Annotated in this window: 28 protein-coding genes and 1 pseudogene; 12 read left to right on the forward strand and 17 right to left on the reverse strand. The window is 65.9% G+C overall.

The window, feature by feature from the left end:
- Positions 1 to 19: 19 nt before the first annotated feature.
- Both GC106_RS42240 and GC106_RS42245 read right to left on the reverse strand, forming a co-directional pair.
- Positions 20 to 1,402 (reverse strand): IS1380 family transposase, encoded by a 1,383-nt coding sequence (locus GC106_RS42240; protein ID WP_312872492.1) that lies wholly within the window; start codon positions 1,400 to 1,402, stop codon positions 20 to 22.
- Positions 1,403 to 2,279: 877 nt separating this feature from the next.
- Positions 2,280 to 3,143 (reverse strand): LysR family transcriptional regulator, encoded by an 864-nt coding sequence (locus GC106_RS42245; protein WP_312873325.1) that lies wholly within the window; start codon positions 3,141 to 3,143, stop codon positions 2,280 to 2,282.
- Positions 3,144 to 3,240: 97 nt separating this feature from the next.
- Between GC106_RS42245 and GC106_RS42250 the strand changes: the two genes are divergently transcribed.
- On the forward strand, positions 3,241 to 4,137 hold the full coding sequence (locus tag GC106_RS42250) for an aldo/keto reductase family oxidoreductase (RefSeq protein WP_281368779.1): 897 nt from the start codon (positions 3,241 to 3,243) through the stop codon (positions 4,135 to 4,137).
- Between the two features lie 53 nt (positions 4,138 to 4,190).
- On the opposite strand, the gene GC106_RS42255 is transcribed toward GC106_RS42250, so the two are convergent.
- The gene (locus GC106_RS42255) at positions 4,191 to 5,072 is read right to left on the reverse strand and encodes an SDR family oxidoreductase (RefSeq protein WP_173141826.1); all 882 of its coding nucleotides are present in this window, start codon (positions 5,070 to 5,072) and stop codon (positions 4,191 to 4,193) included.
- Between the two features lie 81 nt (positions 5,073 to 5,153).
- Between GC106_RS42255 and GC106_RS42260 the strand changes: the two genes are divergently transcribed.
- Positions 5,154 to 5,732, forward strand: coding sequence for a TetR/AcrR family transcriptional regulator (locus tag GC106_RS42260; protein WP_173141827.1), 579 nt, complete (start codon positions 5,154 to 5,156; stop codon positions 5,730 to 5,732).
- Positions 5,733 to 5,786: 54 nt separating this feature from the next.
- Here the strand turns inward: GC106_RS42260 and GC106_RS42265 are convergent, their stop codons facing one another.
- The 8 genes and pseudogenes from GC106_RS42265 to GC106_RS42300 all read right to left on the reverse strand — a co-directional run bounded on the left by GC106_RS42265 (position 5,787) and on the right by GC106_RS42300 (position 12,991).
- Positions 5,787 to 6,311, reverse strand: a complete 525-nt coding sequence (locus GC106_RS42265; RefSeq protein ID WP_173141828.1) for a hypothetical protein — start codon at positions 6,309 to 6,311, stop codon at positions 5,787 to 5,789.
- A gap of 290 nt (positions 6,312 to 6,601) precedes the next feature.
- A complete protein-coding gene (locus tag GC106_RS42270) occupies positions 6,602 to 7,777 on the reverse strand; it encodes a DUF5624 domain-containing protein (protein ID WP_173141829.1) in 1,176 nt (391 codons plus the stop codon).
- A gap of 24 nt (positions 7,778 to 7,801) precedes the next feature.
- Entirely contained in the window at positions 7,802 to 8,926 is a 1,125-nt protein-coding gene (locus tag GC106_RS42275; RefSeq protein ID WP_173141830.1) for a hypothetical protein, read from the reverse strand.
- Positions 8,927 to 9,210: 284 nt separating this feature from the next.
- A complete protein-coding gene (locus GC106_RS42280; RefSeq protein WP_173141831.1) occupies positions 9,211 to 9,600 on the reverse strand; it encodes a MerR family transcriptional regulator in 390 nt (129 codons plus the stop codon).
- A 34-nt stretch (positions 9,601 to 9,634) separates the two neighbouring features.
- Positions 9,635 to 10,525: a carboxymuconolactone decarboxylase family protein gene (locus GC106_RS42285; protein WP_246368072.1), complete on the reverse strand. Its 891-nt coding sequence runs from the start codon at positions 10,523 to 10,525 to the stop codon at positions 9,635 to 9,637.
- Between the two features lie 117 nt (positions 10,526 to 10,642).
- Positions 10,643 to 10,720, reverse strand: a pseudogene (locus GC106_RS49090) (NUDIX domain-containing protein); the annotation flags it as partial.
- Positions 10,721 to 10,981: 261 nt separating this feature from the next.
- Positions 10,982 to 11,317, reverse strand: a complete 336-nt coding sequence (locus tag GC106_RS42295) for an EthD domain-containing protein (RefSeq protein ID WP_246368088.1) — start codon at positions 11,315 to 11,317, stop codon at positions 10,982 to 10,984.
- Between the two features lie 102 nt (positions 11,318 to 11,419).
- On the reverse strand, positions 11,420 to 12,991 hold the full coding sequence (locus GC106_RS42300; protein WP_312873328.1) for an MFS transporter: 1,572 nt from the start codon (positions 12,989 to 12,991) through the stop codon (positions 11,420 to 11,422).
- Between GC106_RS42300 and GC106_RS47235 the strand changes: the two genes are divergently transcribed.
- The gene (locus GC106_RS47235; RefSeq protein ID WP_217281639.1) at positions 12,946 to 13,827 is read left to right on the forward strand and encodes a helix-turn-helix transcriptional regulator; all 882 of its coding nucleotides are present in this window, start codon (positions 12,946 to 12,948) and stop codon (positions 13,825 to 13,827) included. The genes GC106_RS42300 and GC106_RS47235 overlap by 46 nt on opposite strands.
- A gap of 99 nt (positions 13,828 to 13,926) precedes the next feature.
- Here GC106_RS47235 and GC106_RS42310 read toward each other — a convergent pair whose 3' ends face one another.
- Together GC106_RS42310 and GC106_RS42315 are read right to left on the reverse strand one after the other, a co-directional pair.
- Positions 13,927 to 14,583: a response regulator gene (locus tag GC106_RS42310; RefSeq protein WP_173141835.1), complete on the reverse strand. Its 657-nt coding sequence runs from the start codon at positions 14,581 to 14,583 to the stop codon at positions 13,927 to 13,929.
- The gene (locus GC106_RS42315) at positions 14,580 to 15,713 is read right to left on the reverse strand and encodes a sensor histidine kinase (protein ID WP_173141836.1); all 1,134 of its coding nucleotides are present in this window, start codon (positions 15,711 to 15,713) and stop codon (positions 14,580 to 14,582) included. The genes GC106_RS42310 and GC106_RS42315 overlap by 4 nt, the downstream gene beginning before the upstream one ends.
- Positions 15,714 to 15,842: 129 nt before the next feature.
- Between GC106_RS42315 and GC106_RS42320 the strand changes: the two genes are divergently transcribed.
- The 4 genes from GC106_RS42320 (at position 15,843) to GC106_RS42335 (ending at position 20,037) form a co-directional block, all read left to right on the forward strand.
- Positions 15,843 to 16,838 carry a hypothetical protein gene (locus tag GC106_RS42320; protein ID WP_173141837.1) on the forward strand — a complete coding sequence of 332 codons (996 nt, stop codon included), beginning with the start codon at positions 15,843 to 15,845 and terminating at the stop codon, positions 16,836 to 16,838.
- A 485-nt stretch (positions 16,839 to 17,323) separates the two neighbouring features.
- Positions 17,324 to 19,114 (forward strand): AIPR family protein, encoded by a 1,791-nt coding sequence (locus GC106_RS49590; RefSeq protein ID WP_173141838.1) that lies wholly within the window; start codon positions 17,324 to 17,326, stop codon positions 19,112 to 19,114.
- Positions 19,115 to 19,175: 61 nt separating this feature from the next.
- Positions 19,176 to 19,685, forward strand: a complete 510-nt coding sequence (locus GC106_RS42330) for a nucleoside-diphosphate kinase (protein ID WP_173141839.1) — start codon at positions 19,176 to 19,178, stop codon at positions 19,683 to 19,685.
- A 43-nt stretch (positions 19,686 to 19,728) separates the two neighbouring features.
- Positions 19,729 to 20,037: a hypothetical protein gene (locus tag GC106_RS42335; RefSeq protein ID WP_217281640.1), complete on the forward strand. Its 309-nt coding sequence runs from the start codon at positions 19,729 to 19,731 to the stop codon at positions 20,035 to 20,037.
- 46 nt (positions 20,038 to 20,083) lie between these two features.
- Here the strand turns inward: GC106_RS42335 and GC106_RS42340 are convergent, their stop codons facing one another.
- From GC106_RS42340 to GC106_RS42350, 3 genes are all read right to left on the reverse strand, one after another.
- The gene (locus tag GC106_RS42340) at positions 20,084 to 20,500 is read right to left on the reverse strand and encodes an NUDIX hydrolase (protein ID WP_173141841.1); all 417 of its coding nucleotides are present in this window, start codon (positions 20,498 to 20,500) and stop codon (positions 20,084 to 20,086) included.
- On the reverse strand, positions 20,493 to 21,002 hold the full coding sequence (locus tag GC106_RS42345; protein ID WP_217281641.1) for an NUDIX hydrolase: 510 nt from the start codon (positions 21,000 to 21,002) through the stop codon (positions 20,493 to 20,495). The genes GC106_RS42340 and GC106_RS42345 overlap by 8 nt, the downstream gene beginning before the upstream one ends.
- 299 nt (positions 21,003 to 21,301) lie before the next feature.
- Positions 21,302 to 21,688 carry an XRE family transcriptional regulator gene (locus GC106_RS42350; RefSeq protein WP_173141843.1) on the reverse strand — a complete coding sequence of 129 codons (387 nt, stop codon included), beginning with the start codon at positions 21,686 to 21,688 and terminating at the stop codon, positions 21,302 to 21,304.
- A gap of 168 nt (positions 21,689 to 21,856) precedes the next feature.
- Here GC106_RS42350 and GC106_RS42355 point away from each other — a divergent pair, with 168 nt between their 5' ends.
- Genes GC106_RS42355 through GC106_RS42375 form a run of 5 tightly spaced genes read left to right on the forward strand, consistent with a single transcriptional unit; the run spans position 21,857 to position 25,917 of the window.
- Entirely contained in the window at positions 21,857 to 22,135 is a 279-nt protein-coding gene (locus GC106_RS42355) for a helix-turn-helix domain-containing protein (protein ID WP_173141844.1), read from the forward strand.
- Positions 22,135 to 22,503 (forward strand): WhiB family transcriptional regulator, encoded by a 369-nt coding sequence (locus GC106_RS42360; protein WP_173141845.1) that lies wholly within the window; start codon positions 22,135 to 22,137, stop codon positions 22,501 to 22,503. Before GC106_RS42355 ends, GC106_RS42360 begins: the two co-directional genes overlap by 1 nt.
- Entirely contained in the window at positions 22,500 to 22,832 is a 333-nt protein-coding gene (locus GC106_RS42365) for a hypothetical protein (RefSeq protein ID WP_173141846.1), read from the forward strand. The genes GC106_RS42360 and GC106_RS42365 overlap by 4 nt, the downstream gene beginning before the upstream one ends.
- Positions 22,829 to 23,698: a hypothetical protein gene (locus GC106_RS42370; RefSeq protein WP_246368074.1), complete on the forward strand. Its 870-nt coding sequence runs from the start codon at positions 22,829 to 22,831 to the stop codon at positions 23,696 to 23,698. Before GC106_RS42365 ends, GC106_RS42370 begins: the two co-directional genes overlap by 4 nt.
- Positions 23,695 to 25,917 (forward strand): cell division protein FtsK, encoded by a 2,223-nt coding sequence (locus GC106_RS42375; RefSeq protein ID WP_246368076.1) that lies wholly within the window; start codon positions 23,695 to 23,697, stop codon positions 25,915 to 25,917. The genes GC106_RS42370 and GC106_RS42375 overlap by 4 nt, the downstream gene beginning before the upstream one ends.
- Positions 25,918 to 26,000: 83 nt before the next feature.
- Here GC106_RS42375 and GC106_RS42380 read toward each other — a convergent pair whose 3' ends face one another.
- On the reverse strand, positions 26,001 to 26,489 hold the full coding sequence (locus GC106_RS42380) for a hypothetical protein (protein WP_173141847.1): 489 nt from the start codon (positions 26,487 to 26,489) through the stop codon (positions 26,001 to 26,003).
- Positions 26,490 to 26,503: the final 14 nt, after the last annotated feature.

Here is a 26,503-nt window from a genome sequence, read left to right on the forward strand (position 1 = left end):
GGGGTGCCTTGGTGGGTGGTCAATGCTGGAGTGGGGGTGGGGAGTGTGCCCGGTCGAACAGCAGTAGCCAGGCGTTGCGGTGGGGCCAGTGGGTGGGCAGGCGCAGGGTGGTGCGGCGTGCTTGGCGGGTGAGTTGGGCGGCCACGGTGATCAGGGTGCGGCGCAGGGTGGTGGTGTGGGCGCGGGCGAAGCGTCCGGTGGCCAGGCAGCCGGTGGCGCGCAGGAGGTTGTGGGTGATGGTGGCCAGGATCAGCCAGGCGGCGTTGGCGATGAAGGCGTGTGACGGGAAGTGGGTCAGGGTGCTGGTGGCGAGTTGGCCCAGGACGTGTTCGATGCTGCCGGCTCGTTGGCGGTGGCAGGCCTCGGCTTGGGTCTTTTCGAGTGGGGAGTTGGTGAGGATGGCGTGGTAGCGGTAAGCGGGGAATAGTGGTTGTTGGTCGGTGTGCGGGGTGGTGATGGGCACGCGGCGCACGATCAGCCGGAGGGTGGCTGGTCCGGTGGGGTGCCGGGTGATGTTGGTGAGAACGGTCAGGCTGGTCTCGGCGATCTCGGCGTGGGTGATCAGCTGCCCGGTGTCCTGGTCGCGGATGGGGGTGGCGAAGGTGACCGGTTGCCAGTGTGGTTCGGGGATGTCGTGGATGGCGGCGGTGACGTTGCCGCTGTGGCGTGCGGTGATGGAAAACCATGCGCCGGCCGTGATCACCTCGGTGATGACCTCGCCGTTGAAGAACGCCGAGTCCATGCGTACCAGGATGGGGCCGGTCGCGCCGCAGGCTCGGGCGGTGGTCAGCGAGCGGCGCAGCAGGCTGGCGGCGTTGCGGGCGGAGTGGGCGTTGCCGCCGCGTAGCCGGCTGTCGAGGATCACCGGAGCGGCCAGCGGGGTGCCCAGCGTGATGAGTTGGTAGTCCAGGCCGAACAGGTTCTTGTGCCCGTACGCGGCACCTTGTTTCTTGCTGTGCACCTGCTGGGTTTTGGAATCCATGTCCACAAAGGCCAGCTGATCGACGCCGGGCAGCAGCGGGGTCTGGGCGGCCAGCCTGACCAGCACCCCGTGAGCCACGTGCTGCAACTGGGTCAGGTGACCGATGCCGAAATACCGCAGGAAGCTGCCCAGCGTGGACGGTGCCCTGATACCGTCGAACAGCAGCGGCAGCCCGCCATGGCGGATCACGTCCAGATCGTCGATCGAGTCCGCGCCACAGACCATGCCCGCCACGATCGACGCGATCTTCGCGCCGGCGTTGGCGCCGATCGAGCCACCCAGCCGGACATGCCTATCGGCCAGCTCAGACAGGCCCGCATCCTGCGCTAATCGCATCGCCGGCACCAGCCCGGCCTGCGACACCAACGTCGGATGGTCGAACCTCGCGTCAATCCCACCACGGGTATGCGATGCTTTCACTTAACAGGTGCCCTCTTCTGTGATGGCTTGTTCCCTAGACAAGAACAATCATCCCAGCTCAGAGGGCACCTGCCCGTCTACGACATACCCACCACCAACACATTCACCGGTGGATCAGGGTTAGAACGCCGATAAACACTCACGAGGGGTGAGCTGCGGCGACGAGGGCAACTTCCCGTGTCTCTTCGGGCAATGCCCGAAAGCGAAGCAACCCGGCCACGAACGGGGCGTCCTACGAGCAAAGAAGAAAACGCGCCAGCCGTGACCGAAAGCAGGGGATGACCGATGTTTCCGCAATCACTCCAAAAATTCCGCGCGGCCGTTCTGCTGTCGGCGGGAGCTGTTCTGACCGGAGCTTTGCTGACCGGATGCACGCAGTCGTCGAACACCGCGAGCAGTCCGCCACCGGCTTCCACGGCTGCCACGCCCACCGCTGCCACGCCCACCTCTACGACGCCCACCTCTACGGCGGCATCGCCGGGCAGTTCCACGGCGACCGCTTCGCCGCAGCGTGTCGCCACTCCGGGCAGCACTCAGGCACAAGCGCAGCAGAGGCAGGCCGGAAGGAACAAGCCGCCGGGGCCGGGGAAGCCGGGTCAGTTGTGTACGAATTTGTACGACTATGCGGATGATTCGCGGCCGAATGTCGAAATCAACTCGATTGGTGCGTCCACCGGGACTTGTCCGCCGGTCCAGCGGGCCGGTGGGAATACGCCGCCGGGGCCGGGGAAGCCGGGTCAGTTGTGTACGAATTTGTACGACTATGCGGATGATTCGCGGCCGAATGTCGAAATCAACTCGATTGGTGCGTCCACCGGAACCTGCCCGCCGGTCCAGCGCTGAGTGTGCGACAGGTTTTCAGGACCGCTTCGGCGGGTCAGAGCTGCGAGGCGGTCCGCACCAGCCCGGCCAGCACGCGGGAACGGCTGTGCGCGGGCCAAGCGATGTGGGTGGTGACCACGGGGGCGTCGCTCAGGGGGACGGCGGCATGCTCGTCCCACAGCCACGTGCGGGCGGACTCCGGGTAGACCGCCATGGTGCGGCCGAGGGCGATCAGGTGGGCCAGCTGCGTCTGGTCGTGGATCTCGGGTCCCGGGCCGGGCGGGTAGGTGTCGTGGCTGGGCCAGCGGGCCAGCGGGAGATCGGGCACGTCCGCGATCTCGGCCAGGGACAACGACTTGCGCGCGGCCAGGGGGTGTCTCGCGGGCAGGATCGCCACCTGCCCCTCCGTCATCAGTTCGACGCTGTCGAACCCGGCGAGGGAGTTGAACGGCGCGTGCATGAGCGCCACGTCGGCGCGACCGTCGCGCAGCATCGCTTCCTGTTCGCACATGCCGCTGGGCAGGACTTCGATCTCGGCGGCGCCGGGCTCGGCCGCGTAGGCGTCGAGGAGCTTGTTCAGCAGCTCGTGGAACGCGCCCGCCTTCACCGCCAGCACCAACCGGTCGCGGGACTCGCCCGGACTGCCGGCGCCGCCGGCGCGACGGGTGCGGCGGACCGCGGCGGTGGTCGCGTCGAGAGCCGCGCGGCCCTCCTGCAGCAGGATTTCCCCGGCGCCGGTCAGCGACACGCCGCGGCGATTGCGCTCCAGCAGGGTGACGCCGAGGCGGCGTTCGAGCTGCTGGATCGCCCGGGACAGCGGGGGCTGGGCGATGCCGAGGCGTTCGGCTGCCCGGCCGAAGTGCAGTTCGTCGGCGACCGCGATGAAGTATCGCAACTCGCGGGTCTCCAAGGTGTCCACGCCACAGCAGCCTACCTCGCTGTAATACCTCGCGAGTATCACAGGCCACCGGATTGATGTTGGTCGCCTCGCCCGTCCGCCAGCGAAGATCGACGGCATGAGCACTGACGCACCCGCTGTTTCCCTGCCCGGTGGCACCTGGTCGATGGGCGATCTGACCGTCACCCGGTTCGGCTACGGCGCCATGCAGTTGGCGGGCCCCGGGGTCATGGGCCCGCCTGCCGACCGTGACGGCGCGATTGCCGTGCTGCGCAAGGCCGTCGACCTTGGCATCACCCACATCGACACGTCCGGCGCCTACGGCCCGCGAGTCACCAACGAGCTGATCCGCGAGGCACTGCATCCCTATCCCGAATCGCTGCACATCGTGACCAAGGTCGGCGCGCGGCGCGACGAGCAGGGTGGCTGGCCCCCGGCCCGGCGGCCCGCGGATCTGCGCCACGCGGTCCACGAGAACTTGGAAACCCTCGGCCTCGACCGGCTCGACCTGGTCAACCTCCGGCTCGGTGACGCTCAGGGCACGCAGCCCGGCTCGCTCGCCGAGGCGTTCGGCACCCTGGTCGAGCTGCAACAAGAGGGCTTGATCCGGCACCTCGGCGTTTCCAACGCCACCACGGACCAGGTCGCCGAAGCCCAGGCGATCGCACCGATCGTGTGCGTGCAGAACATGTACAACCTCGCCCACCGGCATGACGATCGGCTGATCGACGAGCTCGCCGGCAAGGGCATCGCCTACGTGCCCTTCTTCCCGCTTGGTGGTTTCAGCCCGTTGCAGTCCAGGGTGCTGTCGGCTGTCGCGGCACGGCTGGGCACCACACCGATGTCGGTCGCCCTTTCCTGGCTGCTGCGGCGATCGCCGAACATCCTGCTCATCCCCGGCACCTCGTCGGTGGCGCACCTGACCGAGAACGTCGCGGGCGCGGGCACCCGGCTCTCCGATGACGACCTGGCCGAACTGGACAAGATCGGCTCCGGGCATCGTGCTGCCGGGTGACCTGCGGTCCCAAGGCATTCTCGGGCCCGTTCCCTACGGCAGGCAGGGAAGTCTCAGGGCTGGATGTTCGCCAAGTCCGCGATGAGGCTGGGGTGCGTGGGCCGCCAGCCGAGAACCTCGCGGGTGTGGGTGCTGGAAGCCGGCTGGTCGGTGGCGAAGATCGGCCCGAACGGGCCGAAGCTCTCCTCCGGCACAGTCTCGACCGGCAGGCCGAGGCGTCGGCCGATCACCGTCGCGATGTCACGAACCGCGTCGCCTTCGTCGGCCACGCCGTGCCAGGCCGTCCCGGCCGGTGCCGACTCGAGTGCCAGCCGGAACAGCACCGCCGCGTCGAGCGCGTGCACGGCCGGCCAGCGTTGGGTGCCGTCGCCGGGGTAGCCGACCACGCCGGTGCGGCGCGCGTGATCGGTCAACAGACCGGCGAATCCGCCCTTGCCTTGGTTGTGAACCGTACGCGGCATGCGCACAGCCGTAGCGCGAACACCTTGGGAAGCCAGATCCAGCAGTGCATTGACCGAACGGCTGCGACCGGCGACCGGTCCGTCGGTCGGCAGTGGATCGGCCTCGGTGGACGCACGGCCTGGCGCCCAAGGTGTGCCGGAGACGGTGACGATCGGACGATCGCTGCCGACAAGCTCCTCACCCAGCGCGGCCATGGCGGCGCTCTCCTCGACGATCGACCGGGCCAGCGCCTCCGCGGTGCTGTAGTCGCTGCCGAAGGCCAGGCTGATCACGCCGTCCGATTGCGCGGCACCAGCCCGCAGGACGTCGAGATCGGCCAGCTGTCCGCGCAGCACCTGGGCTCCGGCGTCCGTAAGGGCCTGCGCGGACTTGTCCGAGCGGGCCAGCGCGAGAACGGTGTGACCGTTGGCGAGCAGTTCGGCGACGACGGCCGAGCCAATGGTGCCGGTACCACCGGTGACAAAAACGTGCACAGGACTCTCCTAGTGATGCGACCTTTGTCCCATCACTCTACAGGCTGACGGGACCTTTGTCCCATCACCTATGATGAGGTCATGGCCCGATGGCAACCGGAGACGACCCACCGACTCATCGTCGCGGCCGTCGACCTGTTCACCGAGCAGGGCTACGACGCCACCACGGTGGCGCAGATCGCCGAGCGCGCCGGCGTCACCAAGAGCACCTTCTTCCGGCACTTCTCCGACAAGCGCGAGATATTGGTGGCCGGTCAGGAGACCCTGAGCCGGTTGCTCACCGAAGGGATCGCCGAGGCGCCCGCCGACGCCACCCCGCTCGATGCGGTCGCGGCCGGTCTCGAACGCGCATCCAGCGCCATGGGGCCGACGAACCGTGCACTCGGCCCCCGTCTGAAGGCAGCCGTGGCCGCCAGCGCCGAGCTTCAGGAGCGCGACGCCCTCAAGACCGTCGGCCTCGCTGCTGCCATGACCGCCGCGCTGATCGCCCGCGGCGTCCCCGACCCGACCGCCCATCTCGCGGCGGAGATGGGCGTCCTTGCCTTCAAGCGGGGGTACGCCCAGTGGTCCGAAGCCGATCGTGATGACACTAAAGACTTCGCGCATCATGCGCTGGCCGCGTTGCAGGATCTGCGCACGGCGACGGCATCGCTGGGTTGATCCACGGCGTGCCTGTCAGCCCGCCACGGTCAGCCGGTCAGCGAGGTTCGGAGGTCAGGGCGTCCACGGCACGTTCTCGGAGCCGTTCAACAGCACTGTGAAGACCCCCTTGGCGCCGGTGCGGAAGCCCACCGACAAGGCGTATCCGATGGCGGCGTCGGCGGGTTGCGAGTCGTCGCGCTCGGCCAGCCAGTGCACGGTGAACTTACCGTCGTCATCCATGTGGAACGAGGCGATCGTGGCGCCATTCCGCCTGAGCTGCGTGGCGTCATCGTCGTCCGGCGTGAACTCGTAGCGTGTTCCGGCGAGAGTCAGCTCGACTCGGTGCGAGCGACGAGTCAGTTTTCCTGGCCCAGGTCGCAACTCGGCCTCGACGCCGTCGACCGACATGGTCAAGTGGTCGGCGTTCCTGGAGCCGATCGGCACGAACTTGTTCAGCTCCGCATCCGGAGAACGCCGCAGGACGACCGTGGGAACCTGCTTCCCGGAGACCTCGACCACGCCCTGCTCGGCGTTGGTGCGGATCGTCAGTTCGTCGTAGTACGCGTCGTCGACAGTGCGGGTGCTGGTGAAGTGCATGCCTACTCGCTTTCTTGATCGGTTTTCGCGCCTACGGGTTGCCGGTCTGCGGCGTTCATCCGTGGCGCTGACATGTCGATCAAGAATATGGCCACCCCTCGCCGGCCACCGGCTCCGAGAACGCCTCCGGCACACTCTCGCCGATCTCCCCGGCGTGCCCGCACGAGCCGGTCACCTTGCGCGAACTCGCCCTGGCCACAGACTGCCGGAAAAGGGGGTGTCGCAACAACTCCGCGAGCGACACCCACCGCTCGTCCGACGATCCCCGACCGCTCCGGCGCGGGCAAGTGCTACCTCCGCGCCCCGACCGGGTAGGTGGTGTAGGTGAACCCCGGAAGATCGACGAGTTCGGGCCGGTTTCCGTTGGCGCTCAACTGGTCGAGCACGAACTGCATGCCGGCGGTCGCGAGCTGTGCGGCCGGATCCTCCATGACGTAGCGAAGCCGGGTCACGATGGCGCGTTTGTCGTGGACTGACCGGACGACCGGCATGGCGTTGACCACTTCGGTGTCGTCGTCGACCACGGGCGCCGGATCGATCCTCTTCTCGAAGGCCGGGTAGTCCGGCCACATCAGACGGCTCATCTCCACCGAAGACAGGGAGCTGTACCAGATCCTGCGGTACAGCGCCTCGGCCCGGGCGCAGGCCTCGCTGTCGGCGAGCTCCTCGAGTTCGACGGTCGGCGCGAACGGGGCGATGATCAGCCGCGCCGGGTCGAGCTTCCGGTCCGACGCTTCGTACAGCAGCGGGCACACGTTGTTGGTCTGCCAGGTCAGGCCGGCGCTCAAGCGCCCGGCACGACCGGCGACGATCACCATCAGCTGAGCCCAGTCGATGGGCTGCTCGTGCAGCCACTTCAAGGTCCGGTGAACCGAATCCAGTGCCGAGAGGGCGAACGTCGCCGCCATCATGTCGTTGAACGGCACGGGGACCGCGTTCGGTCCGTCGCCTTCGAGCAGGTTCGTGCGCAGGTACTCGAAGTCCAGCAGCTCCGGGTCCTTGATCGCGCGTTCCAGGTAGTCCGCGGTGGTCGCACAGGTGTAGTCGACGAGATCGGTGATCTTCTCCTCGTGCCCACGCCACGCGGTGACCGCGACCTCGTCACGCCAGTACGAGACGGAGTTGAAATCCTGGACGACGCGGCACTGCGCGATGAGCTCCCTGGCGTCGGCCTTGCAGCCGCGGTCGCCGAGTTCCCGCAGCCGGGCCAAGTAAGGGATCGCGAGGCCGAGGTGGGAGACCGCGGTGATCTCGAAGAATCCCCGGGTGCCCTTTCTGAAGTCGACGGTCGCGGGTGGGCGGCCACCGCCCGGGAACAGCACCAGGTCGGTGCCCGTCGCCACCAGCAGCGGTGTGTCGGAGTGGGCCGCCCCCAGTTGCCGCTGCAGTTTCTGGCCGATGCTGTCCGGAGCGGAGGTGAACAGCTCGAACAGCCGCATGAAGTGCGAGTTGGGCTGGTATCGCATCGAATTTCTCCCTGTCGGTGCAGGTCAGGCGTGGTCGAATGAGACTTCGTAGACGATGCTGTCCTGACGGAACCGCACGTCCGGGGTGAGGCTGTTGGCGACGACCAGGAAGCTGCGGCCGTCGGCCTCGAAGAAGCTCGCGTCGGTTCCGCCGAAAGTGGGGAACTCCTCGACCACTTCGAACTTGCCGTGGTCCCACCTGTACAGCTGCGACATCAGATCGGTCTTGGCGACAGGGGGTTTTCCCTGGATGAAGCAGACACGGACGAGGAACAGGTCGTCGCCGTGCCGGAAGAGTTCGAACTCCCGGCCGCCGGGGCCGCCGAGTGACTGGTGGGGCTCGAAGAGCTCACCGTTCCAGTGGTAGAGCGTCGAATCGCCGTTGATGCACGCGAAGGCCAGCCACTCCCCGCCGTCCTGCGAGAAGTGCAGGAAACTCCGGCCGAAACGTTCGCCGAACGTCTGGTACGGCATGAAGGAGTTCCCGTCCCAGCGGTAGACGACACTGGGCGAGACCTGGTCGGCGTAGCCCAGGAAATGGTGTCCGTCGACGCGGAAGTAGGCCCAGTTGTAACCCCAGCGCCCGCCCAGGACCTGGAACTCCTGCCACCGTCCGTCGACGCGCTCGAAGATGACCGAACGTCCGTGGCCCCGCGGTGTGAGGCCAGGCATGGTCAGACCCTGGGCCAGTGCCAGGAATTCGCGGTCGTCGATCGAGAAGTGGTGCCACTGCTTGGCGCCGAAGGTGGGCAGTGTCTCGTCGACGATCCACTTCCCGTCCTCCTCGCGGTAGATGAGCGAGTCGACGTCGGTTTCGTAAGGGCCCTTTCCGGTTCGGAGGTTCGCGAAGGCCAGGTAGGTCGTTCCGCCACTGCGGAAGCTCAACGCGTCCTCTCCGCTCGGGGAGGGCAGGCGGTCGCGCTCGACGAACTGTCCCCCTTCCCAGTGGTAGAGCAGGGCGTCCACGTCGGCGTTGCCGCCGTTCATGTTGGGGGGCTGGCCAGGCACATCCTCGGCCAGTTGGGGGACGACGAGATGCAGCCTGTCGCCGACGCGGAAGACGTGCACGCTACGAGCGCCGGACGTGGCAAGACGCTGGTGGACCGACAGCATCTTCGCCGTCGAGGGACTCGGATCGGTGGTCGGCACGGAAGCTCCTTAACTACGTTAAATTGACATCCGCAAGCCTGGCTTAACTTAGATAAGTTGTCAACCGTGCCGAAGGGGCTTACGCGCTGGGCGAGCACGCACGGCTCGTCAGGGCTTCGCGATGACGGTGATCAGTTGTCCTGGTCAATAGCACTGAACCCCGCCGTCACACGTCGGTCCACGGCGGGCCGATGTGTGACGGCGGGGTTCAGGCTTTGGCGAGTGTTCGGGTGGGGCTTCGGGGATGTTGCGGAGAGCGGCGCGGACTCGGGCGGGTTGGCCGGTCAGCTTCGGGAGGTGGTGCTGGTGATCAGCGTCCGGTAGTGGTCGATCTTGCTGTCCAGCGCGTCCAGGCAGTCGGCGAGGTCGGTGATTCGGCGGCGCACGGTGTCCCGGTGGCGGCTCAGCAGTTCCAGGCGGGCTGGTGTGGTCACGTCGCCGGCCCGGCGCAGTTCGGCGAACTTCCGCATGTCCCGAATGGGCATGCCGGTGACGCGCAGGCGGGTCAGGAAGCCGAGCCAGGCCAGGTCGGCGTCCCGGAAGCGGCGGCGGCCGTCCGGGCCGCGGTCGACCGGATCGAGCAGGCCGATCCGTTCGTAGTACCGCAACGTGTGTGCGGTCAGCCCGGTCAGCTCTGCCGTCTCCGCGATGGACCGCGTGCTTGTGTCGTTCATGCCATGACCGTAGGTGTCGCAAGCCGTTCCGGGGTCAATGCGGCCGTTCCTCGAACACTTCCCTGGCCACGGTGATGGCGTTGAGCACCCGGGGGAAACCGACGTAGGACACGACGTGGATGAGGGCTTCGATCACCTGGGCGCGGCTCAGCCCGACGTTGAGTGCCGCGGCCAGATGCACCCGAAGCTGGGGTGCGGTGTCCCCGAAGGCGGTCAGCGCGCCGACGGTCACCAACTGCCGCCGCGGCGGGCTCAGCCACGGCCGGTAGTAGATGTCGCCGAACGCGAACTCGACGATGTAGCGGCCGAGGTCCGGGGCGATGTCCCGCAGCGACCCGATCACGTCCAGCCCGTGCTGCCCGTCGATCTCCACCAGCTTCTCCTCGCCGCGTTCGTAGCGGTCGCGCTGGTCGGTCTGCACGGGCGGTTCGAAGGTGATCCCGCGCTCGGTGAAGACCTCCCTTGCGACGGTCACCGCGTTGAGTGCCCTGGGAAAACCCATGAACGGAACAATCTGGAACAGCGCCTCCATGATCTCCACGGGGCGCACGCCCACCCGCAACGCCGCGTCGAGGTGAAAGTTGAGCTGCGGCGCGGTGTCGCCCTGCGCGGCCAGGGCCCCGATGGTCAGCAGTTGTCGCTCCTGGGCGTCCAGTCCCCGCCGGGGGTAGATGTCGCCGAACGCGAACTCGACGATGTAGCGGCCGAGGTCCGGGGCGATGTCCCGCAGCGACTCGATGACCTCGGGGCCGCGCTCACCGGAGATCCGGCGCAGGACCGCCATGCCACGGGCGTAACGGTCGGTCTCTGCCGACGCCGGCGCCGCCGCTCCCACCGTGGCACCGAGAGCACCGGCGCCGACAAGCACACCCTTGGTCAGGATGGTCCGGCGGTTGGCGGTCGGACTGCGATCTGAGTTCGTCATGCCGACGACGGTATGAATTAGAGCGCGCTCGAACGCAAGCACGAGTTCGTCGCACGAGGCGACCTCACGAATTGGCGCAGGTGCTGCGTGGGGAGCCGTGGCAGCGGCAGTTTCCTCAAAAGCTTCGCGCACAGCGGCTTCGCCACCTGATTCGCCGGATTCGACTTCACCAGCTGGGAACTGCCAGGAGATGCCGCCGCCATCGTCACCAGGTCGGCAGACCTCTTTGGACTACGACCGCTATGGCGATGCGTAGCGCTGACGGTTCATCGGCCACAGTGGACGAGTGGTCACCGCGGAGCCGGGTGACCGGGCCTGCACGGCGTTCGACGCGGAGGTATGCAAGCGGCGCGATGTCGCGTCGCGGTGTGCAATCGGCTCGCACACCGATGCGCCGGACGCGCCGCCTGCTGTCAGGCCATCGTCCTCGGGCTCCGACGGCTTGACGTACAGCCCCTACTGACGGTCGATGACCACGTCCTCTTCGGAGATGACTCGCCCGAACGTCGACAGGTCGATGAAATTCTCGTGATCCGGGTCGACGATCCTCAGGAAGTTGTCACTGAAGAACAGGGCTTCGAGGTCGGCCATGGTGTCGAACCAAGCTTCGACCACCGAGTCGTATACCGGTTCGGGGTACCGGGGCGCCGGAATCGGGTACGACACGACGAACCGGCGGATGTACTGGTTCGCTTCCGGAATGGACATGAGCAGCGGACGATGGATGTTCTGCTGGTAGTGCTTGAACTCGTCGTGCGTCATGCCTTCGCGACGCTTCAGCGTGATGATCATCTTGATCACGGTTGATGTTTCCTTTGCTGGTTGGGGAGTTCCTGGGCGGGAATGTGATCGGGCCTGCCCTGATCGAACCCGCGCCCGACGGTGGAGACTTGGTCAATCGAGCGTCTCCGTCCTGTGCTGTCCGCCCCGGGCGAGGGTGCTGGAGCCGTGCGGCCCGCTGCGGAGCCGCCGCGCGAGAACCCAGAACAGCACGGTGGTGACCACCTGTATGCCGAGAGCGACCGCGAAGGCGTGTTCCCAGCCGAGCATGGGGACGAGGGCTCCGAAGACCCCGCCGATGGTGGCGATGCCGAGCCCCAGTGAGGCCTGTTGCGCCGTCGTGAACAGACCCCCGGCCAGGCCCGCGACTCGATGGGGCACCGCTGCCATGACCGTCCCGACGAGGGGGCCGTACTGGCTTGCCTGCGCCGCACCGAGGAGCACGCCGAGCACTTGGAAGCAGCCGATCCAGATCGCGGCGCCCTTGCCCTGGGTGAACCACGACGTCAGGCCGAGCAGTACCAGACCGACGGTCAGCAGTCCTGCGGCCAGCTCCATCGTGCGGTCGCCGAATCGCGCGGTGATGCGCGGCATACGAAGCCCGGCGACGACGAAGGTTCCCGCGAACGCGGTCAGTGCGAGCCCGGACTGGACCGGCGTCAACCCAAGGCCGACCTGGGTGAGCATCGAGTACTCGTAGCTGAACGCGCCGTAGCCGGCGAAGAGCAGCACGGCCATCAGCAGGCCGAGCCGAAGCGTGGGCAGCCGCAGGCTGGAGGGTGCGACGAGAACCGGACGTCCCGCAAGCTCGCGCCGGCCCTGGCCGAGCCAGAAGCCGTACAACCCGAGGCAGCCCAGTACCACCAGCGTCGGTGTCCACCACGTCCAGCCCGTTGCCGGGCCGAGCGACAGCCCGGCGACCAGGGCCAGGAGCGAAACACCCACCCCGAGCGCGCCGCCGAGGTCGGGCCGTTCGGTGCTGTTCGGCGGATGGACATGCAGCCGGTGCGCGCCCAGCAACGCCACCGCACTGGGGATCGCGGAGGTCAGGACGGCTCCTCGCCATCCTGCGAAGGGGAGGCCGAGCCCCATGACGAGGCCGCCGACGACCTGGCCCGCCACGGTCCCAACCCCCGAACTCGCGGTGAACGCCGCGAGTCCCCGTGCCTGGGCAGGCGCGCCGCCCGAGGTCTGGATGATCGCCAGCGTCTGGGGCATCACGATCGCCGAGGCGGCACCCTGCAGGAGGCGGGCGGCGACCAGCCACCAGAGACTGGGAGCCGCAGCGGCCAGCGCCGACGTCAGCGCGAGCGCAAGAAGCCCGATGCGCAGCAGCCGCCGGCGGCCATACCGGTCGCCGAGGCGCCCCGCGAGGATCAGCCCGGCCGCGAACGACACCGCGAAAGCGGCGAGCACGAGCGCGACTTCGCCACGACCGGCGTTTAGTTCCGGTCCGAGGCGCGGGGCGGTCACGTTACCGACGCTGAACGTGTACGTAGCACCGAATGCCGCGATGAAGACCGGCCAAGTCCGTTGCACGCACTCACGTTGCGCGGCTGGCGGACAACGACCCAGAGTGCCGTGATGCTGGTGCTCGGACCACCAGCGTGATCTTGTCTCGCTGTGAAACGATCGTTGCCATGGCGGACGTACGTTCTCGCGAACTCGGCGCGTACCTGCGCGCACGGCGTGACAGGCTCTCGCCCGCGGACGTGGGTCTGCCCGTTGGCGGCAGCCGGCGTCGGGTGAAGGGACTGCGCCGCGAGGAGGTCGCAGTTCTCGCGAACGTCGGGTCCACCTGGTACACGTGGCTTGAGCAAGGACGTGACGTCCAGCCCAGCGTGGAGGTGCTGGCCGCGATCGCGGACGCGTTGCGGCTCTCAAGCGACGAGCGGCGGCACCTGTTCCTCCTAGGCGGACACCCCGGCGCAGAACAACCCTCAAGCCCCGACAGGGCAAGTGGCCGGTTGCAGGCGCTGCTGGACAGCCTCTCTCCGCAGCCCGCGGTGGTGATGAATCCCTGGTTCGAGCCCTTGGCCTACAACGCGTCGTTCCGGTTCATGATCGACGACCTGGAGGCGTTGCCGGCGGCCGACCGCAACTGCGCCTACCTGCATTTCACGCACCCCGACTGGATCGCCGGACATTCCGACCACGAACAGGAGTGCGCAGCCGTCGTGGCCAAACTGCGGGCGTACTACGGCGAGTCGGTCACGGATCCGGCGTGGACGCCGTTGCTCGATCGGCTCCGCGAGGAGTCACCGCTGTTCGTGCGCCTGTGGGACCAGGCGGACGTGTCCACCGAACCTGAACGAGTGAAGCGCATCCGGTCACTGCACGTCGGCAGCCTGTACGTGCGCGCCATCACCATGCTGGTCGAGGAGAACCCGCGCACCCGTGTCGTCGTGTACCAACCGGCGGATCGCACGACCCAGGAACGGCTCGAAGAGCTCGCCAACCGCATCGCCCGCGGCGCCGTCGACGGCCCGGCGAGTGTGCGGCAGTTGCGTCCGGCAACATGACGACGCTGACCGACGAACGCGCGACATCGGGCTGTCCGACAAGGACGAGCCGAGGTCGTCTCCTCGCCGGTCAGCGTTTCCACGACGGCCGTGTCCGGGTCACCGTCCCGCCTGCGGCTCCGACCGTCCCGTCGCCCAGGCCCAGGCGGCGATGCCGACCCGGTTGGCGACCCCCAGCTTGCGTTGCACGTTCGCGAGGTGGTTCTTCACGGTCCCGGCGCTGATGAACAGCTCCGCGGCGATCTCGGCGTTGGTGCGGCCCTCGGCGACCAGGCGCACGACCTCCAGTTCCCGTTCGCTCAGGGGATCGCGTTCCGGCGGGGGAGGGACGGCGGGGATCATCCGCTTGAGCAGCCGGACGGTGATCTGCGGGCTGATGAGGGTGTCCCCGGCCACCGCCGCGCGGACCGCCTCGATCAGCAGCGTCGGTCCCGAGCGCTTCAGCAGGTAGCCGCAGGCCCCGTCGCGCAGGGCGGTGTGGACGTACTCGTCGAGGTCGAAGGTGGTGACGACGATGACGCGCAGGGGGTCGGGGACGCCTGGGCCGGCCAGCTTCCTGGTGAGCTCCAACCCGTCCAGGCCGGGCATGCGGATGTCGGCGAGCACCACGTCGGGCTTGAGGTGCCGGGCCTGGGCGAGGGCGCTCTCGCCGTTCGCGGCCTCGGCCACCACGGTGAAGTCGGGTTGGGCGTCGAGGACCATCCGGAAGGCGGCGCGGATGCCTTCCTGGTCGTCGGCGATCAGGATGCGGATCATCGGCCGTCCAAGGGGATGTGTGCGGACAGGACCCAGCCGCGGGGTTCCCGCGGACCGGCGGTGAGCGTGCCGCGCAGGGATTCCACGCGCTCGGTGAGACCGGTCAGGCCGAGGCCCGCGTGCGTCCGGTCACTCGGTCGGGCATCCCCGTCGCCATCGTCCGCGACGGTGACGTGCAGGACGCGGTCGTCCACCGCGACCGTGACGTCCACAGAGGACGCCGAGGGCGCGTGGCGGCGAACGTTGGTGAGGGCCTCCACGACGATGCGGTAGGCGACGGCGGCGGCCTCGCGCGGGACCTCGGCTGGCGTCGCGTCGAGCCGGACGTGCACGCCGCCCTGGGAGAAGCGCGAGACCAGCTCGGGCAGATCGGAGAGGACGCCAACGGGCGCGCGGGCCGCCCCGCCCGGGTCGCGGAGCATGTGGACGGTGCGGTCCATCGACGCCAGGGCGCGTAGCCCCGCGGTCTCGATGCGCCCGAAGGTCTCGGCGACCCGGGGGTCGTCACCGGCCAGGACCATGCGGGCCGCCTGGGCCTGGGCGACGATCTCGCTCACGTCGTGGGCGACGAAGTCGTGCAGGTCCGAGGCCAGGTCCAGGCGCTGGGTGTGGCGGGCCTCGGCGACGGCCCGGTCCCGCAGCTCGTCCATGTGCCGCGGGTACCAGGCGACCAGACCGGCGACGACGCCCGGGACCAGCCAGATGAGGCTCCCGGCGACCGCCTCCACGATCGCACCGGGCGGCAGGTACCGCTGCACGGTCAGGGCCAGTGCGAGCACGGCGGCCCCGCCGCCGGTCAACGCGGCGCGTGGCGGCGACCAGCGGAACGCCAGGTACACGTGGACGGCCAGGAGGGCCGATTCGAGCAGGACCCACAGGCCCTGGCCCTCGTTCGACGCGCCCGGCCGCACGACGAGGTAGATCGTGGTGACGGTGATGGAGAGGAGGGCGGCGGCTCCGGCCATCCACGGCAGAGCGGCCCGCGCCCGGGGCCAGAGGGCGAGCAGGACGGCTAGTTCGAGGCAGAGCGCGACCGGCGTGACGACGTCGATGAGCGGGGCCGGGACCAGCAGCGTCCCCATACCGAGGGCGAGCACGCCGCCCGCGGCGACCGCACGGCGGAGGTGCATGATCACAAGCCTAGGCGGCGGCCGCGGAAGCCCGCGATGTGCCGAATTGCCTATCGACGCCGGCGAGGCGTCCGGGGATGCGCCGGTCGGCACATGTGCCTCCACGCTCCTGTTCACCAGGCTGTGGATATGCGGAAGAACATCGAATACCTCACCGCGGGTTTCTCGTTCCTGTACGGCTTCGCGGGCCTGTTCTGGGCCCTCACCGGCAGGGCCTACCCCTTCGGCGTCGGTGATCCCATCATGGTCGACGCGGGAACCGACGCGATCCACGCGAACCTGCTGGGGCTGTCGACACCCGAGGCGGCCGGGCCGATCATCGCGGTTCTGGGCTTCCTCGGCGGGGTCGTCGCCCTGCTGATGGCGCGTGGCGTCGGCCTAGGCAGGTGGCGGTACGCCCTGATGGTCCCGGCCTGGATCTACGCCGTCGGTCTGATGTTCGTGATCCAGGACTACCGCCCGCTCACCATCGTCGCTTACGCGCCGATCCTGGCGGTCAGCAAGACCTTCTTCGACTTCCCGCGGAACGCCGGATGGGGGGAGCTGATCCAGTGGCCGGGTGCGAACCTGACACTGCTGCTGCTCGCCGGGATCGGGTGGGCGCTGACCGCGCTGCGGTACGGCCGCCGCAGCGGCGAGCCGGACCTCGTCCGCTTCGGCAAACCCGCCGTGGTCGTCGCCGTCGTCGTCCCGCTTATCTACTGCGCGACCCGGTGGGCGTGGGCGCTCGGCTGGAGCCTGGGCCTGGAGGAGCAGATGTACCGCGAGGGCCTGGAGAGCGGCCTCTGGCTGGCCGGGGCGGCCCTCGCCAGCCTCGGGGCGGTCGGCGCGCTGTTGACCGTCGGTCTCGTGCGGCCCTGGGGCGAGCGCTTCCCGCGCTGGATGATCGGCCTGGCCGGCAAGCGCGTGCCCGTCAACCTCGCGGTGGTCCCGGCGACGATCGTGGCGATCCTCGTGACGTCGGCCGGCGTGATGTACATCCGCCTCGCCTTCGGGACCGGCGTCGAGGGCAAGTGGGTGACCAACATGCCCGAAACCCTCTGGCCGCTCTGGGGCCTGGGACTGTTCGTGGCCGCACTGGCCTACCGCCAACGGCGGCTCACCGCGGAGAAGACCGCTCAGTAGTCGGTGGACTGTTGTGGATTTCGGCGGCCCGCTCAGTACCCGTGCCTCGTACCGGTTTCACGCCCGCACCCTTCCGTTGTCCCGATAGTCGTCGCCTGGAACGTATTCGGAACGGACAGCCGGATTCGGCCGGTCTCGGCCGGAGAACACGTTAGCGGCCCCCTACCGGCGTTTCCGCTGGTAGGGGGCCGTTTCGCCCGGTGAAAGACGAGTGCCCCCGGCAGGAATCGAACCTGCGACACACGTTTAGGAATGCGTGTTTCTGCTACACTGACCGTCTCTACCTGGGCATTCGTGACACGTCAGCTCGCACCACGGTCGCCAGAGCCGCGGTTGGTCCCCAGTTCGCGCCACGACCCGCACCACGCCACTGTCCCGAACTTCTACATGGGGGTCGCGTCATGCGAGAGCGTGAGAGGCGTCACAATAGTCAGAGCCCTTCATTTTGATCATGACGATACGCCTTCGATCGGAGATGCGACCAGGTGGCGACAAAGCCCACTTCAGCTATACCCAACGAAGTCCTGCTACTAACGACTCGCCTGAGTCAGCGCAAAGCGACCACTTACCCGGAAATATCAAACGAAGACTATTTTCTTATCAGTTCTATCGACACCGTACTGCGGTCGCGGAACTTGTCTAGTCGCCAGATCGAAGACGGCATTGTAGAAGGTGCTGACGACGGAGGAATTGATGCAGTATATGTATTTGTCGACGGCCGCCTGGTAGAGGATCCGTCGGATATCGTTGTCAGTGATTCGCCCCAGATTGAGCTTGAAGTAATTCAAGCGAAATTGGAAAGCGGTTTCAAGGAAGTCGCTATCCAGAAACTCCTCGATCATCTTCCACTTCTATTGCAACTTGACCCGAAGACCGACCTTGCGAAAGAGTTCAATGCTCGCGTAAGGGAACGATTCGAGTCTTTTCGGGCTGTCTACCTTGCTGCCGCCGATCGGATGCCTGAGCTAGTTGTTTCCGTTAGGTATGCGACCAAGGCGGCTGATCCGCCAAATGATAAAGTGAAAGCGAAGGTGGGCCGTCTTCGAACTGTCATAGGAAACGAGTTTCCAAACGCAACAGTCGACGTCGATCTAGTCGGCGCGGCAGCTTTGAACGCCTTGGCGCGTGAGCGGAAATCCTCCACTTTGACGCTGCGTCTTTCGGAAAGCCCCATGTCGCCAGAGAAGGGTGGTCTCATTTGCCTTGTCAGCCTTTCTGATTACTTCGATTTCATTACTGACGAGGAACGTCGGCTTCGAGACGCGATCTTTGAAGAGAATGTGCGAGACTATGAAGGCTACACCGTTGTAAATAGAGGGATATCTGATTCGCTCCGGCAAGGTGACGCCGCTAATGCTGACTTCTGGTGGCTAAACAATGGTGTGACGGTTATTGGCAAGAGACTGCAGCCGTCTGGCAAGCGACTCGACATCGAGGATCCGCAGATTGTGAATGGACTGCAGACCTCTCGGACTATCTATCAGTACTTTCACAATCTAACTCGGCAAAGCAAAGCTAGCTCGGCTGCTGCGCAAGAAGGGAAGGTTCGTCAACTTCTGGTCCGAGTTATCGAGACACAGGACGACACGGTGGCCTCTCAGATTATCAAGGCAACCAACAGTCAGAATCTAGTTTCGGCTGCGAATCTGCGCTCCGCCGAACCTTTTCAACGTGATATAGAGGAATATTTTCAGCGGCACAACCTCTATTACGAGCGTAAGAAGAATCACTACAAAAACCTTGGAAAACCTCGGGCTGACATAGTCGAAGTTCTCGAACTTGCTCAGGCCGTAGGGTCGATCTTGCTCCAGCAACCTAACACTGCTCGGGGCATGCCTTCATCGCTTGTGCGCGGAAAATTGTACGAACGCGTGTTTAGCGACAAGACTCCGTTGGATGCCTATTATAATTGTTTGCAAGTAGTGAGAATGGTTGATAGCTATCTATCGCGACTGGGCGTCGCAAGCGGTCGACATGATAGGTCGAATATTCGATTTCACCTTGCGCGTGCGGCAGCTGCTTTTGCGCTCACCTCGTCAAGGCCTAGGGCGCAAGCTTTGGCTAAGATCGATCTGAGTGTGTTTGATGACACATTCTTGAAGAAGGTTCAAGACTGGGTAATTACAGCCCGCGAGGCTGCGGCAAAGGCGGTGGGCACAAGCGACACCAGCGTCCTAGCGAAGAGTGTTGAGTGGGCGAACGAAATTAATCGCAGGCTGAGTCGCTATACAGATAAAGGTCGTTGGCCGAAGCAAATTTCTGTCAGTTCGAAGTGAAGTATACCTTGTGTAATCGGGAGCTAGCTCCTCTAGACGGTTACTAGAAAGAGGAACACGCATGGATGATTCGACGTCCTTGGGGGTAGAGCGTACGCTCGTCCTACTAAAGCCTGACGCTGTTGCTCGCGGGCTCGTGGGACGAATCACTACGCGGTTTGAGGACGCTGCGTTGAAGATCGTTGGTGTGAAGATGGCGCACCTTGACGCCGACTTCACTCGAAAGCACTACTTCGATCTTGAGGAACGTCTCGGAGCGGAGGTCTACAACACGACGGCGAAGTTCATGCAGAGTGGGCCGGTGATCGCCCTGGTTCTGCAAGGTGTGGACGCTGTAGCGAAGGTTCGTCAGGTCATAGGAGTTACGTATCCGAACCTTGCGACTCCGGGAACCGTGAGAGGTGACTTTGCGCATCAGACCAAAGCATCGTCGGAAGCCAGCGGCAAAGCGGTCATGAACCTCGTACACGCGTCCGGTAACTCGGACGAGGCAAATTACGAGGTTGATTTGTGGTTCGGTGAAGGTGAGCTCTTCGAGTATGAGACACTCGTGGAGAAGTTCGCTTACTGACCTCAAACACGATATGTGAGTCGATTGCATGAGCAGCCGACCTGTGTCACTCGAAGAGCTAGAAGCAACATTCGAGCGTGAGTTACTCACGGACAAGCGAGCGGCTGCGGAGACTGCCTATGCATTGGCGTGTCGACATAGGACGGAGTACGACGGCAGTGGTCAGCATCCGTTCAAGGTCGCCAAGGAATGGGCGGTTCGTGCGATCAAGATTCTCGACGAACTACCGGCGGAGCACATAGACCAGGTGACCAGTACACGCATGTCGGTCGGTGGAGTCGATTTACCGGAGCTGCTGCACTCCGGTGTAGTACGTGAGCGACTGGCCGATCTGTTGCAGTCGGACTGGTAGACGCGGAACAGCCCCGGCGGGTTCAGGCCGGGGCTTTGCGCTTCCCTTAAGCCGTAAGGACTTCATCGAGATATTGCTGGACGGGCTCGTAGAACGGGTACGGGACATACTCGGTCAGTTGGTCGCGCTTGACCCAAGCGAGTTCGACGAGCTCTTCGTCGTCCTTCACGTGCGCATCGCCTGAGACGACGCTGCACGCGACGTAGACCATCGTGCGACCGGTCGCCGGATGGACACGTTCGCCAAGGACCTTGTCGGCAGAGACAGTCAGGCCGGTTTCCTCGAAGGCTTCGCGTACAGCGGCTTCGCTGCCTGATTCGCCGGATTCGACTTCACCCGCTGGGAACTGCCAGGAGAGACTGCCTTCCTTGACCCGCCGCCGGACGAGCAGCAATGTTCCACTCTTGACGATAACCGCCGCTGCGATCGCGGGACGCGGACTGTCAGGAGTCGCTTCACTCACTGGGGACCTCCAAGGCTTCTAGAACCGGCGGAAAGATTCGATCGGCTGGAATGAAGCGGATCAGATTCTCTTTGTCGATCCACGTGACGCTAACATTCTCAACCACGTCCTTGTTCTCTGCCTCTCCCGACAGATACTCGCAGAGCACGTACTCACATAGGACGTTCGTGACGGGGTGCACCCGGTTCCCCAGGTGACGGACGACTGCGCAGTGGACACCGGTCTCCGCAAGGGTTTCGCGAACTGCCACAGTGTCCGGACGGACGCCTGGCTTGATCATCCCGGCCGGGAACTGCCACGAGATGCCGCCGCCATCGTCGCCACGTCGGCAGACGATGAGGACTTCAGTGTCTTTGACCACGACGGCTATGGCGATGCGTAGCGCTTGTGGCTCACCGGCCACAGTGGACGAGTGGCCATCGTAGTCACCGAGAAGTCGCGCGAACCGGGCCTGCGCGGCCTCCGATGCGCGATCAAGTGCGGTGTCCAGGAGCTGCTGCATGTCGGACCTGGGGATCAGGTCTGGCTTCTGGTGCCACGTGGCCACGGTTCGAGGAGCGACACCCAGATGAGCAGCGAAAGCGTCGTTCGATAGCCGCAATGCTGCCTGGAGGACGCACGCGGTCCGGCCATTCCATTCGTCTACCGAGGCCACCGATGGCACCCCCTGAATCGGGGAAGTGCATCGGAACTGCACTGCTGATGCACTGGTTGTGCACTGTTGATGCATGGTTTGCGTAGCGGGATCGAAGTTGACTGTTCGACATGAAACGCAGTCATTCCGCCCCCTCCGCGGACGAACTATTTCCGATTTTGTCGGACGTAGTCGACCACTGTCGCCAGATCGGTTTGTATTTCAGTGAGCCGATCAGTGACCTCGCTCAACCGCTCTTCGAGCGCGTCCATGCGGGACCACATGGTGTCTCCGTCGTCGCTGACAGGTTCGCTGAGTTCGGGCGGCCGCCGACCGGCCACAACGGCCGCCAGGTGCTGGGGATGCCAGCCAAGGGCCAGGGACAGCGCTTCAAGCGTCCGAGCGCTACGACGCCGTTCAACGACGTGGTGCTGGAGTTCGCGGACGATGGCTTGCGATACATGCGACCGTTTGGCCAGCTCGCGCTGCTGCCATCCGAGTTCGCTCACGCGATCGTTGATGGCCTTCGCGACTGCCGCCCAATCTTCGGACACATATTCCTCCGCGCTCCGCCTGCCAACCGAGATTAGCGCGTCTATGTGATTTGAGTGTTCGTTGCCCCCGCTTGTGGCGGCGCGGCCGGGCCATTGCGTGCCAATCGATGTTGAAATTAACAACACGTTGGCGAAATCAATCAAACTTCTCCCGATGGGAATTCTTCAATGAGTACAGCTATGCCCAACGCCGGTCCTCCGGCGTTCTACACGGTCCGTGAAGCGGCGCGGATGCTCCGCGTCGGCGCGGCCACGCTCTACCGCGCGATCAGGGAGGACGCGTTTCCTGCCGTTCGCCTGCGGACCCGGTACGTCATCCCGGCGGTGGCCATTGAGCGGCTGCTCGCGGAGGCGGCGGAGTCGGGCGGTTGCGTCGATGTGGCGCAGATGGCGGCCGAACGTCGCGCGGCGCGGGAGTTCGAGCAGCGAAACGGGGGCGCGCAGTAATGACCCCAGATGATCGCAAGCGGTTGGCGGAGATTGCCGCTCGCCTGGATCGGCTGCGGAATGTCCCGACGGACGCGCTTGCCGACATTGTCCGGTCGCATGGCTTGTGCATGTGGGCCTGGGCCGACGATGACCCGGCGGACGTGTTGACCGGTTTCGACACTCCAGACCGTGAGTTGGCGGCGCGGTACTGCGCGGGGTGCCCGGTTCAGGACGAGTGCCTGGAGTGGGAGCTGCGCCTGCACGGATGGGACACGGTGGGGATTTGGGGTGCGTTGCCGGAAGACGACCGGCGGGCGCTCTACCCGCTGTGGCGGGCACGTGGTGACCGTCCCGGCGAACACCCTGATGGGAGTGAGTCGACATGACGATCAGCCTTACGCCGCACCAGGTTCTCGCTGGTGTCGGGATCTTGCTCGCGTTGTTCCTGGTTTGGCGAGTTGGTGCGAAGAGGGCGCGGGCGGCTGTTGAGGCGGCGCGGGCCGGTGCGCGGCTGGTGTCGTTGGCTGGTCGGGTGGCGTTCACTGCCGCGTTGTTGGTGGGTGTGCAGTGGCTGGTGATCACGCATCCGGGCAACCTGACGTTGCTTCTGGTGGTGCTCGCGGTGCCGGATCTGCTCGCCGGGTACGTCCTGACCAAGGCGCTGACCGTGTCCACCATGGATGGACACCGGCGAAGCGGCGGTGAGCGACGATGAGCACGAAACATGTTGCGCAGCAACAGGGATCGGAAAGGCTGGTCGCCTTCGGGCGGCCAGCCGGCCGATCTGGCAACCGTGCCGAAAGACTGGCGCGGGACGCGGCCGAAGCGGCGGAGTTGCGCGCGTACCAGACGCATCCGGATGTGGTCGCGTTGCGTGTGGAGCAGGTCCGGGCGCAAGTGGACCGGTTGTGCTGGGCGGGGATCATGCTCGGTCTGGCGTTCACGATGACCAATGTTCAGCAGTTCGCCGCCGCTGGAGCGGCCGCTTGGTCCTTGCCGTGGCTGGCCGCGTGGGTGCTCGATCCGACAGTGTCTCTGGTGTTGCTGGCGATTCTGCGGGCGGAGCAGGTCACCGCGCGGTACCAGGTCAGTACGGGAGTGTGGGTGCGGCGCGCGAAGTGGTTCACGCTTGCCGCCACGTACGTGATGAATACGTGGTCGTCTTATGTGGCCGGGTCGCTGTCGGGGATCGTGTTGCATTCGGTGCCGCCGCTGGTGGTGTTCGTCGCGGCGGAGGCGATCACCGATCTGCGGGACAAGCTCACCGAGGCGGTCACGGCGGCGTTCACCAACGCAGCGGTCGTGAACACGCCACCCGAACCGCAGCCTGTTCACGAGCCTAGTGCCGACAAGCCGCCTGCGACCCGTCAACCGGCCGCACGTCGGCGCAAGTTGTTCGATGACTACTTGACGGAAGCTCGCGCCGCGTGGCAGCCCGGCGTGGTGGTCACCCCGGCATGGGTTCGTCAGGTCACCACGTGCTCGCGTGGTCTGTCGTCGCGGTTGGCGGCTGCGCTGGTGTCCGAACTGGAGTCGCCTGCTGACTCTGGTGAGACACCGGAAAGCGAGGCACCGCAATGACACTCGACCATGAGTCACGTGATCTCGTGCACACCGACGTTCACGACGTGGTGCATGTCGGTCCGGTGTACGACGCGGAACTGGTGGACGGTGGCGCTCCAACGGGTGTTCTCCGGCCGCCGTTGCGGCACCGGCTGGCGTCGTGGTGGCAGCGTTCACCGCGCGTGCCACGCGCGTTCAAGTCCCGCGCGCAGGCCGTTCAGGCACTCAAGCACGCCGTGGTGGCCGTGCTGCGGTCCCCGTTCCGGTTCTTGAGCGCGGTGGCGCGTGGCGTGGTGGTCGTGGTCCGGGCGTGGCGTCGGTGGGTCACCGTGCGGGACTACCGCACGGCGGCCGAAGAGGCGGCCAAGCTGGCGGACAAGTTCACGGACATCCGTGCGTTGACGCTGTTCCGCTGGAAGGTCACCACCGCCGTCACGGTCGCTGCGGTCGTCGTAATGCTGGTGGCTGACGTGCTTTACGGAGCGCGAGCGCTGTGGATCACCGGTCTGGCCGGTGCGGTCACGTTGGCGATCGCGGGACGGCGTAAGGACGGCAGTCCGGGACGTAAAGCCGCGTTGGCCGGGCCGCGCACGCTGACGTGGACGATGGACCCTCAAGTCCTCGTGGACGCATTCCGGGACGCGAAGCTGATCGGCAAGGACGAAACCCTGCGGCTGGTCGAGCGCGCCACCCGCTCCGGTGACGGGTGGGCGATGACCGTGGATCTCCCGGCCACCCGCAAAGCCGCCGACGTGATCAAACACCGCGAAGCACTCGCGTCCGCGCTCGCCGTGGACGAAGTGCAGCTCATCGTGGAACGCGTGCGCGGCGCGGGTGGTCATGCCGGGCGGGTGGCGATGTGGGTAGCCGACTCCGACCCGTACGCCAAGGACTCGCCGCCGACACCACTGCTGCGGGTCGAGTCGTGGGACGCGTGGCGGCCGGTGCCGTTCGGCCTTGATCCCCGCGACCGGCGGATTGATCTGCCGCTGGTGTGGACCTCGCTGCTGATCGGTGCGCTACCGAGGCATGGCAAGACTATGGCGGAACGGTTGGCCGCCGCCGGATTGATCCTCGACCCGCACGCGCGGTTGTATGTGGCGGATTTCAAGGGCGGCAAGGACTGGAAGGCGTGCGAGCAGTGCGCGCACCGGTTCTTCTCCGGCGACGACACCGACCACGTCCTGATGTTCAAGGCGTGGCTGGAATCGCTCGTAGTCGACGTGCAAGGCCGGTACGCGCGGATGCAACAGTTGGACGACCAGATCTGCCCGGAATCGAAGATCACCCCAGCGATCAGCCGCGACTCTAGTGTGGACATGCCGGTCACCGCGGTCATCATCGACGAAGCCCATATCCCGTTGGAAGACACGACAACCGTAGAAGTCGATGGAAAGAAGGTGAAACTGGGCGACTACATCGGAGACCTGTTGACATGGTTGGTGCGCAAGGGCCCGGCGGCGGGCATCGTGGTCATCGCAGCCACCCAGCGGCCGGACTCGAACACCATCCCGTCACGGCTGCGGGCGGTTCTGGGCTCGCGGTTCGCGCTGCGGGTGATGGACTGGCGGGACTCCAACATCATCCTCGGCGAGCAGATGAACACCCGAGGTTATGACGCCTCCACTCTGCTCGCTTCCCACAAGGGTGTCGGGATTCTCCGGCCGGACGGCGAAACCAGCCAAGGCGACGTGTTGGCGATGACGCTGCGCACCTACTACATGTCCAACCACGACTGGCAGACCATCTGCCAACGCGGCCGGGCACTACGCGAAGCCGCCGGAACATTGACCGGGCACGCCGCCGGACACGACACCGCACTGGAGCTGGACCACGCTGCTGTGGTCAAGGCCATCGGCAGCAGCACAGGCGACGAAGCCGACATGATGGTGGGCTTGGCTGAGCCGCTCGCGTCCGTTGTGGCGTATCTCGGCGACGACATCGACAGCCGGGCGTTTGTGCCCACGGCCGAGCTGATCGACGCGTTAGGAGTGGAGCCGACCGCATTCGGTCGGCAGATGGCCGAGCTGGGATGCGGCTCGCGACGCGAGCGCATCCCGGCCGATGACGGGACGGTCCGCCAAGTGCGCGGGTACTTCACGGCCGACATCCGCGCCGCCGCCCGCAACGATGGCGCGACCGACGGTGCCGAGCGAACCCGTCACAGGGCACGGGACAACCCGTCACAGCGGACCGAACCTGTCCCATCCGCCGTGACGGGTAGAAAGCCCCGTTGAACTGGAAAAACAACGACGTGACGGGTGTGACGGGTCGCTGCATGACCCGTCACACCCGTCACTGTCTCCCCTACGGAGCGCGTTTAAAGCCGCACCAGTGTGAAGGTGGCCGATTCCGTATCCCTGCCGCAGCTGTAGAGCATGTGCCACGCCAGGTGCCCCGGCCCGTGCCGCGCGCGTGCCCGACGCTCACGTTTGATGCCAACAGCGCGGTTCGGCATCGCGGCTATCTCACGAGGGATGTCGGCGAACACCGCGAAGCCAAAAGCGAGGATGTCCGTCCGCAGATCCTCGTCAAGATCCTCAGCGAGACCGATCGTCCCGCGCACTGCGTCCGACGAGTCAAACCCGACACCAACCGCGCCACCAAGGCCCTCAGCGACCGTTGCGGATACCTCGAAGACATCCACCCCACTGTCCGCAGCGAGCGCGACCATCCTGAGGTATGGCGTTGCCGCGCGCAGCGGACCGTCGCTCGGATAATCCGCGTCGAGGTACCTACGTCGCAACTCAACACCGCAGACATAGCACAGCTTCGCGCGTGCGTGAGTCGACGTCCGATTCCTGGCCATCACCAACCATCCCT

Source organism: Kibdelosporangium persicum, assembly GCF_013280595.1.
Classification (GTDB): Bacteria; Actinomycetota; Actinomycetes; order Mycobacteriales; family Pseudonocardiaceae; genus Kibdelosporangium; species Kibdelosporangium persicum.

Bases quoted from the DNA above. Each gene is read 5' to 3' on its own strand.
- GC106_RS42380 (WP_173141847.1), bottom strand. From the start codon at position 26,489: ATGGCCAGGAATCGGACGTCGACTCACGCACGCGCGAAGCTGTGCTAT.
- GC106_RS42370 (WP_246368074.1), top strand. From the start codon at position 22,829: ATGAGCACGAAACATGTTGCGCAGCAACAGGGATCGGAAAGGCTGGTC.
- GC106_RS42345 (WP_217281641.1), bottom strand. From the start codon at position 21,002: ATGCAGCAGCTCCTGGACACCGCACTTGATCGCGCATCGGAGGCCGCG.
- GC106_RS42285 (WP_246368072.1), bottom strand. From the start codon at position 10,525: ATGACGAACTCAGATCGCAGTCCGACCGCCAACCGCCGGACCATCCTG.
- GC106_RS47235 (WP_217281639.1), top strand. From the start codon at position 12,946: ATGGCGGACGTACGTTCTCGCGAACTCGGCGCGTACCTGCGCGCACGG.
- GC106_RS42270 (WP_173141829.1), bottom strand. From the start codon at position 7,777: ATGCGATACCAGCCCAACTCGCACTTCATGCGGCTGTTCGAGCTGTTC.
- GC106_RS42295 (WP_246368088.1), bottom strand. From the start codon at position 11,317: ATGATCATCACGCTGAAGCGTCGCGAAGGCATGACGCACGACGAGTTC.
- GC106_RS42375 (WP_246368076.1), top strand. From the start codon at position 23,695: ATGACACTCGACCATGAGTCACGTGATCTCGTGCACACCGACGTTCAC.
- GC106_RS42320 (WP_173141837.1), top strand. From the start codon at position 15,843: ATGCGGAAGAACATCGAATACCTCACCGCGGGTTTCTCGTTCCTGTAC.
- GC106_RS42330 (WP_173141839.1), top strand. From the start codon at position 19,176: ATGGATGATTCGACGTCCTTGGGGGTAGAGCGTACGCTCGTCCTACTA.
- GC106_RS42260 (WP_173141827.1), top strand. From the start codon at position 5,154: ATGGCCCGATGGCAACCGGAGACGACCCACCGACTCATCGTCGCGGCC.
- GC106_RS42310 (WP_173141835.1), bottom strand. From the start codon at position 14,583: ATGATCCGCATCCTGATCGCCGACGACCAGGAAGGCATCCGCGCCGCC.
- GC106_RS42365 (WP_173141846.1), top strand. From the start codon at position 22,500: ATGACGATCAGCCTTACGCCGCACCAGGTTCTCGCTGGTGTCGGGATC.
- GC106_RS42280 (WP_173141831.1), bottom strand. From the start codon at position 9,600: ATGAACGACACAAGCACGCGGTCCATCGCGGAGACGGCAGAGCTGACC.
- GC106_RS42250 (WP_281368779.1), top strand. From the start codon at position 3,241: ATGAGCACTGACGCACCCGCTGTTTCCCTGCCCGGTGGCACCTGGTCG.
- GC106_RS42355 (WP_173141844.1), top strand. From the start codon at position 21,857: ATGAGTACAGCTATGCCCAACGCCGGTCCTCCGGCGTTCTACACGGTC.
- GC106_RS42315 (WP_173141836.1), bottom strand. From the start codon at position 15,713: ATGCACCTCCGCCGTGCGGTCGCCGCGGGCGGCGTGCTCGCCCTCGGT.
- GC106_RS42360 (WP_173141845.1), top strand. From the start codon at position 22,135: ATGACCCCAGATGATCGCAAGCGGTTGGCGGAGATTGCCGCTCGCCTG.
- GC106_RS42265 (WP_173141828.1), bottom strand. From the start codon at position 6,311: ATGCACTTCACCAGCACCCGCACTGTCGACGACGCGTACTACGACGAA.